Origin of the sequence: Nonomuraea lactucae, from assembly GCF_003313395.1 — a bacterium.
In the GTDB taxonomy this organism is placed as follows: Bacteria; Actinomycetota; Actinomycetes; order Streptosporangiales; family Streptosporangiaceae; genus Nonomuraea; species Nonomuraea lactucae.
Genome location: NZ_QNFZ01000919.1, coordinates 1 through 8,218, shown reverse-complemented (window position 1 = coordinate 8,218; position 8,218 = coordinate 1). Strand labels below are relative to the sequence as shown.

At 71.2% G+C, this 8,218-nt stretch carries 3 protein-coding genes; all 3 read right to left on the bottom strand.

Going from position 1 to position 8,218, the window contains the following annotated elements; all coding sequences use genetic code 11:
* A partial coding sequence (locus tag DQW85_RS31850; protein ID WP_113703494.1) for a glycoside hydrolase family 64 protein occupies positions 1-1,243 on the bottom strand: 1,243 nt, incomplete at its 3' end.
* Positions 1,244-1,525: 282 nt separating this feature from the next.
* Positions 1,526-4,729 (bottom strand): non-ribosomal peptide synthetase, encoded by a 3,204-nt coding sequence (locus DQW85_RS31845; protein ID WP_113703493.1) that lies wholly within the window; start codon positions 4,727-4,729, stop codon positions 1,526-1,528.
* Positions 4,726-8,218: MFS transporter (locus DQW85_RS31840; RefSeq protein WP_113703492.1), on the bottom strand; the 3,493-nt coding region annotated here is incomplete at its 5' end. The genes DQW85_RS31840 and DQW85_RS31845, both read right to left, overlap by 4 nt.

The following is an 8,218-nucleotide window of genomic DNA, read 5'->3' as shown; positions in this document are numbered from 1 at the left end:
TGGGGGTGGGGGTGGGGCTGGTGGGGGTCGGCGTGGGGGTCGAGGTCGAGTTGGAGAAGGGCGTGAGGTCTATGTGGGCCTGCTGCGGGTTGCCGTGGTGTACGAGGGACTCGAACCCGCCGACGTCATCGAACGCGAAAGCGTACGCCTTGCCGTCCGCCATGTGCGCGTGGATGTGGCGGGAGTAGTGGTTCGTCTCCGCGTCCTGGTAGAACCGGCTCGCGTCGGTGCTGGGCTGGGTCGAGATCCGGTCGAGGGTCGTACGGTTGAACGCCGCGCACAGGGTGCGTGCGATCGGGCCGACCACGGCGTCGTTGGGTGCCGCGAGTTTGCCGTCGCAGCCGAAGACGTCGGCGGTCGTGGGCTTCTGGAACGTCGCCACGGTCTGGCCCGCGCCATTGGTGAAGACCATCTCGCTGCCCTGAGTGCGGCCGTAGTATCTGGTGTTCGGCTGGTCGCTGAAGGGGATCACGGTCAGGGTCTTGGTGCGGTAGGTGTCCCATGACCTGGTGATGTAGCCGTCCATGGCCGAAGGGGTGAACACGCCGGCGTCGATGCCCTTGCCCGGCGCGAGCGCGCGCACGCGCAGGCCGTCGGGACGGGTGTAGACAAGCTTCGACCAGCCACCCGGCTGGTTCTTGATGGCGTCCAGCACCAGGTCGCGGCCGTTGCTGACCAGGCTGCCGGTCCGCTTCACCGACCCGTCGGCCGCCTTCACACTGACCTCGTGCGGGACGCTGAACATGTCCACCTGTGAGCTGTTGATCCACAGTCCGCTGTCGTTGAGCGTGTACTCGCTCCAGTCGAACAGGATGTCCCGGTTGGGATCGGATGGATTCCAGGGCGCGGGCTGCACGAGACCCGTCGACGTGAGGAAGAACTTTATCTTCTCGCCGAACGAGAAGTACACCCGGCCGGAGAGCTTCGGGATCTGGATGGTCTTCGTCTGACCGTTCGCGGGGCCGGGGATCGAGACATCGGGCGCGGGGCTCGGCACGGTGCCGCCGCCGGTCCACTCGTGGAACGATCCGCCGGCATCGGCGTAGCCGAGCCGATGAGTGGTCAGGCTCTCGCCGAGGACGTAGATGTAGACCGGTCCGCCGCGGCCCGAGGTGTTCTGGATGGTCAACGGAATGGTGTTCGGCACCGCGGCCGCCACAGATGGCGCGGTCGGGGCCAGGAGACCCGCCAGCACCGAAGTGGTCAAGGCGAAGCCGAGCAGAGCTCTCCGTCTGGTGCGCATAGCACTCCTCTTGAAACGGTTCTCGTCGCAAGGCGGCAACGGGAGGCCGTCGCGCGGTGGCGATCGGCGAACCCATACCGATCAAGAGAAGGGCCTGACGGTCTCTTGAGCCGGACACTTCCATACCGCTGGAGGCAGGCCATCCTCTGACGGTTGAGAGAGCGCTCTCAGAATGGCCTCACCGCATCACGCTGTCAACGGGTCGGTTACGGAAAAGTTAAAGAGCACATAGGGCCATACACAGTCGAGTCCTTGGTCAGTCTTCGCCCATCGTCCGAGTGATCATGGTAGAGCGCTCTCAGGCAAGGATCCGGTCGATCGGCCCGCCACCATCGCGGCGGCCTCCTCGTCGGAAAGCTGATCGATCTCGGCGGCCAGGCGGGCCTCCACGGCGGCGGCCAGGCGGCGTACCGTCCTGGTCTGGAAGAGCGTGCTGAGCGGCAGGTCGATGTCCAGCTCGGAACAGATCCGGGCGATCACTCGGGTGCCGAGCATGGAGTGGCCGCCCAGGTCGAAGAAGTCCTCGTCCACGCCGAACCCGTCGCGGCCGAGTATCTCGCCCCAGATCTCGTGCACCAGTTCTTCCGCTGCCGACGCCGGGACCGAGAGGGCGGCGGAGGTGGTCTCCGACCGGGGCGGCGGGAGCGCGGCGCGGTCCAGCTTGCCGTTGGGCAACTGTGGGAAGGAGTCGACGCCGACGTAGAGGCTGGGCACCAGCGTGGGCGGTAGCCGCTCTTCCAGGAACACCCGTAACTCCGCCACGGGGACGCGCCCGTCCACGTAGGCGACCAGGGCCCGCCCGCCCGGGGCGTCGTCACGGACCGCCGCCGCGGCGCGCCTGACGCCGGGATGGGCGGTCAGCGCCGCCTCCACCTCGCCGAGTTCGATCCGGACGCCACGCACCTTCACCTGGTCGTCCACGCGCCCGGCGAACTCCAGCAGGCCGTCCGCGCCGCGCCTGACCAGGTCGCCGGTCCGGTAGAGTCGCCTGCCACCCTCGCCGTACGGGTCGGGGACGAAACGCGACGCGGTGAGCGCGGGCCGCCGGTGGTAGCCGCGTGCCAGTCCGTCGCCGCCAAGGTAGAGCTCGCCCACCACGCCGGGCGGCACCGGCTCCATGGCGTCGTCCAGCACGTACGCGGTGGTGTTGGACACCGGACCGCCGATCGGGACGGTGCGGTCCCGCGGCCGGACGTGATGGGTGAGCGACCAGATGGTGGTCTCGGTCGGGCCGTACATGTTGTGCACCTGCCCGGCGGCCTCCCGCAGCCGCCGGGCCAGCCCGGGGGTGAGCGGCTCGCCGCCGCTGAACACGCGGGGCAGCCCCGGCGGCAGCCGGTCGGTGAGCTCTGCCAGCACCGACGGTGGCGCCTGGACGGTGGTCACATCCGGCAGGGGGCCGGACGGCGGGGCAACCACGACCGCGCCGCCGGCCAGCAGCGGCCCGAAGACTTCGAGGGCGGCGATGTCGAAGGAGAGAGGGGTGAGCAGCAGCATGCGCTCCGCGGCGTCGAAGGCGAGGCTTTCGACCAGGTTGACCACGCCCTGGTGCGGCACCATGACGCCCTTGGGGAGGCCGGTGGAGCCGGAGGTGTAGATGAGGTAGGCGAGGTCGCCGGGCTGTACGCGCGGCAGGACGAGATCACGCGGCGGGTCAAGGGGGAAATCCCCGGTCACGAGAGCTGTCACGCCGGGCAACCGATCGGCCAGCTCATCCGTGGTGAGCGCCAGGGCGCTCCCCGAGTCCTCCAGCATGAAACGCAGCCGTGCCGCCGGGTAGCGCGGGTCGAGCGGCACGTAGCAGCCGCCCGCCTTCAGCACCGCCAGCAGCGCGATCACCAGCTCGCCTCCGGGGGGCAGGCACACCGCCACCGGCGACTCGGCGCCGACGCCGCGGTCGATCAGCGCGGACGCCAGCGCGGACGCCCGCCGGTCCAGCTCGCCGTAGGTCAGCGTGCTCCCTTCGGACGTCCGCTGGTCCAGCTCGCCGTAGGTCAGCGTGCTTCCCTCGGACGTCCGCTGGTCCAGCTCGCCGTGGGTGAGTGTGCTGCCCTGGTGCGGGATGATCACCGCGGGCGCGTCGGGCTGGGCCGCGGCGCGCGCCGCCACCAGCTCGTGCAGCGGGTGCCGCGGGTACGGCACGCGCGGGCCGTGCCAGGAGGCCAGCACGTGCTCCCGGCGCGCGGCGGGCATCAGCGGCAGGCGGGACAGCGGCAGGGCGGGGTCGGCGGTGGCCGCGTCGAGCACCGCGAGGTACGCCTCGGCGAGCCTGACCATGGTGTCCCGGTCGAACAGGTCGGTGCTGTACTCCAGCCAGGCGCTCATCTCGCCGTCCGGGTTCTGCACCTCCAGCGTGAGATCGGTCTTGGCGGTCCCGGTGCCGAACTGACCGCGGACGTCGTACGGCAGCTGGTTGAAGGCGACCTGGTACAGCGGGGTGCGGGCGGGGTCGCGCGGTGGGCGCAGCGCCTCGACGATGGCGGAGAAGGGCACCCCCTGGTGGTCGAGCGCCTCCATGACGGTGGTCCGCACCCGGTCGAGGGCCGCGGCGAAGGACGGATCGCCGCCGAGGTCGGTGCGCAGCGGCAGCGTGTTGACGAACATGCCGACGAGCGGACTGAGCTCGGGCAGTTCACGCCCGGCCACGGGCGAGCCGATCACCACGTCGGTCCGGCCGCTCCAGCGGACCAGCAGGGCGGCGAAAGCGGTGAGGAGCACCATGAACGAGGTCGCGTTGGAGGTCTTCGCCAGGGTGACCACCCGTTCCGCCAGCTCGGCGGGCACGGTGAAAGGGTGGTTGGCTCCCGCGTAGCTGAGCTCGGCCGGTCGTGGCCGGTCGGAGGGGAGTTCGAGCGGCACGGATCCGGCCAGCCGTTCGGACCAGTAGGCCAGGTCGCCGTCGAGCTCGCCGCCGTCGAGCCGTCCGCGCTGCCAGACGGCGTAGTCGGCGTACTGGACGGCGAGTTCGGCGAAGCGGGGCGGCCGGCGGCCCTCTCGCAGCGCGGCGTGCGCTTCGGCCAGGTCGGCGGCCATGACCTCCGTCGACCACGCGTCGAAGATCGTGTGGTGGGCGACCAGCACCAGCCGCCATCGGCCGCCGCCGAGCTCCACCAGTCTCGCCCGCCACAGCGGCGCGCGGTCGAGGGCGAACGGCTCGGCCACGTCGGCCGCGGCGAGGGCGGCCAGCTCCGCCTCTCGGGAGGGTTCGTCGAGCCCGGACAGGTCGGTGCGGGCCAGGCGAACCGGCACCTCGGGTGCGATCAGCTGCACGACCTGCCCATCGCGCAGCTCGAAGCGGGTGCGCAGCGGCTCGTGCCGCCGGACCACGAGCCTGAGCGCCTCTTCCACAAGCTCGGGTCCGACCACGTCCAGCCGCTCCAGGCGGAAGATCCCGCCGATGTTGTACAGCGGCAGGCGGGGCAGCAGCTCGGTGAGGAACCAGACGCGTTCCTGCGCGTGGGAGGCGGGAAACACATCCTCGGTCATGGTGCCTCCGTCAGGCGCTCGCGGATCTCCCGTGTGATCGGCTCCAGCGCGCTGACCTCGCCGATCGTCGCCAGCCAGTGCCACTGGTCCAGCGCGTGGTAGAGCCGGTAGAACGCCAGGCGCTCCGCCCAGTCGTCCGGCAGCGTGCCGTACCCCTCCAGCAGCGCCCGGCGGCGGACGGGGTCGCCGCGTACGGCGAAGTAGTCGGTGCGCGCCAGGTCCATCAGCGGATCGCCGCCGAGCGCGTTCTCGACGTCGATGACACCGGTCAGCCGCCACCGTCCGGCCTGCTCGGCGACCATGACGTTGCGTTCATGGAAGTCGTGGTGCAGCAGCACGGGGGTGGTGCAGCGGGCCAGCAGGTGGCGATCGGCGCGTACGCGCTCGGCCAGCGCCGCGTGCAGTGCCGGGTCGCCGCCGAACCCGGCGAACCGGGCCACCTTCAGTTCGAGCTGTCCGCCGACGTAGGCGAGGTTCGTCGGCTCCTGCGGCCCGTCCAGCGGGCCGAACGCGGGCAGCTCCACGCCGTGGATGGCGCGCAGCACCCGTCCCATGTCCCGGTAGAGCCGCTCGACCGTCTCCTCGTCCAGGCCGGCGGAGACCTGGGACAGCGGCCGGCCGGGAACCTTGGTCATCACCAGATAGGCGTGGGGCAGGTCGCGCTTGGAGTCGTCGGCGCGTACCACGGTGGGCGCCGGCGCGCCGCTGCCGCTCAGCAGATCGTAGACGTGCCGCTCCTTGCGCATGCGATCGGTGAACAGCCCCGGGTACAGCTTGAAGATCAGCTCGCGCCCGCCGCCGCTGACTTCGTAGACGGCGCTGATCTCGCCGCCGGTGCGCGGCAGCACACCGTCCACGGGCTCGCCGAGCAGCTCGCTCGCCTTGGCGGCGCTCAACGGCATGGTCAGCGCCTTGGCGAAGGCGGGCGCGCTCCAGGCCAGGCTGACGGTGTTGCCCGCGCGCGCCCGCAAGGCCCGCGCGCCCACGAGGTCGTCGGGTTCGGCCTCCGGCACCTCGTCGTCGAACCGGGCCAGCACGGGGATCCGCATCGAGACCAGCACGTGCAGGGCGATGCCGAGGCCCAGCAGGATGTACATGAACGCGATGCCGCGCCCCTCGCCCACGCCGATCACCATGCCGACGGTGGAGGCCAGCGCCCCGCCGGGCAGCAGGAGCGGCTCCAGCAGCCGCTCTCCCAGCGGCGCGACGACGGCCATGCCGACCGGCAGCGTCGACCAGGAGACCATCTGGTTGAACGCCATGACCCGGCCGTGGAAGCGTTGCGGCACCTTCACATGGATGATCGTCATGAAGACGCCGTTGACGACGGACAGGCCGCACCACAGACCGAAGGCGCCCAAGCCCACCACCAGCGGCGAGGCGTGCAGCCCCGTGACGACGGCGGACAGGCTCAGCAGCAGCGTGCTCAGCATGACCGCCCGCATCCGCCGGCGCCGCGGCCCTCCCCACAGCGCGACGAGCACCCCGCCGAGCGTGGCGCCCAGGCCGCCCACGAACGCGATGCGCCCGGCCGTGTCCAGGTCCGAGAACGACAGCACCAGTGGCGAGATGGACAGCAACACCGCGGCCAGCATGACGTTCAGCACGGCGAAGTAGAGCAGCGCGGCCCGCAGGTGCCTGTTGCCCAGCGACATCCGGAACCCACCGGCGATCTCGGCCGCCATCGGCTCGCGCCGCTCCAGCGCCAGGGTGGCGGGGAAGCGGATGAGCGCCAGCGCGACGAGCACGACGGCGAAGCTGATCACGTCGATCACCAGGATGCCGCCCAGGCCGATCCCTGCCAGCAGCGCGACGGCCAGCAGCGGCGCCAGGAACTGGGAGGTGCCGAGCAGCATCTGCACCACGCCCGCCGCGTGGCCCAGGTAGCGCTTGGGCACCAGCTGCGGCAGTGCCGAGGTGTAGGCGAGCCGCTGGAGGATCAGCGTGACCGACAGCGCCGCGGTGAGTGGGTAGACGTGCCACACGGCCAGCTCGCCGGTCCACAGCAGCAGCCCGAACAGCAACTGCACGCCGCCGGCCAGGCAGTTGCCGAGCGCCATCACCGCCCGCTTGCCCGACCGGTCGACGATCGCGCCGACCAGCGGCGCCACCACCACCCCCGGCATGATCGCCAGTGCGACCAGCAGGGCGAAGTTCAGCAGCGAGCCCGTAGTGGTGTAGACCCAGACCGGGATGGCGAAGTCGGTGACCGCGGTGCCGATCATGGAGACGAGCTGGGCGGCGGAGACGCCCAGGAAGCGCCGCATGCTGGGCGGTGGCGGCTCCTTTCCGGCCCGCTCCTCCTTCGGGGAGTGCCGGTCCGATTGGTTCGAGGTCTCCTCGACCCACCACCCGGCCGCCGGACCGCGCGCGGAACGGCTCAGCGCGTCCGTCGCGCCGTACCCCATCGCGATGTGTGTGTTCGTGAGGATCTGGGCGAGGTCGTCGGCGCGGTGCTTCAGGTAGTAGTGCCCCGCCTCACGGAGCACGACCAGCGCGCCGTCAGGTGACAGGAAGTGCCATTCCTTGTAGCGCTCGATGCTGTAGTCGGTGGCCGGGTCCTGTTCGCCGACCACCGCGATGACGGGGGCGCGCAGCCGCTCGTCCCGCTCGGACAGCATGCGCGTGAAGCTCTCCTCCGCGATCAGCGTGTCGCGCCGCTGGTTGCGGACCATGAACCTGACCTGCTCCTCGTCCAGGCCGGAGATGTCGTTGCCCATCGCCTTCATGCGGTTCTCGTACGCGCGGTCGCCGCGCAGCCGGTCGGTGCGCAACAACCTGCCCAGGGGGCCGGCGATGCGCCCTTCGGGGCGGGCGAAGGGGAAGATCGCCCCGATGTAGACCGCTTCGAGGTCGCGCCCGCGTGCCTCCAGGCGTCTGGCGACTTCGGCGGTGACGGCACCGCCGATGCCGCAGTGGCCGTACAGTGCGATCGGCCCGGGTATGCCGTCGAGGATCTCCGTGACGCACTGGTCGACGACCCCTTCCAGCGGCATCGCCGGCTCGTCGGGGCGGCCGGGATCGTGACCGGGGAAGGCCATGGAGTACAACGCGCACTCCTCGGGCAGCGCGTCGGCGAGCGGCTGGTAGACCAGTGCGCTGCCGCCGCCGTACGGGAAGCAGACCAGGGTGAGCGCGGGGGTGGCGCGCGAGCGCGTCAGCCGGTGCAGCAGTTCGCGCGACCGGTCCTCCCCGGCCGGGGCCGGTTCCTCGATGAGCTCCGCCAGCGCCCGCACGGTGGAATGCTTGAACAGGTCCATGACGCCGACGGAGCGTCCCTCGACCGGCGCCAGCAGGCGCCGCAGCCTGGCCACGGCCTGGATGGCCACCAGCGAGTGCCCGCCGAGCTCGAAGAAGTCGTCGTCCACGTGGATGTCGGGCACGCCGAGCAGCTCGGCCCAGATCTCGGCGATGGCGATCTCGGCCGGGCTGCTCGGCGCCGCTCCGCGCCCGCCCTCCTCGCCGGGACGCGCCGGCGCGGACGGCGCG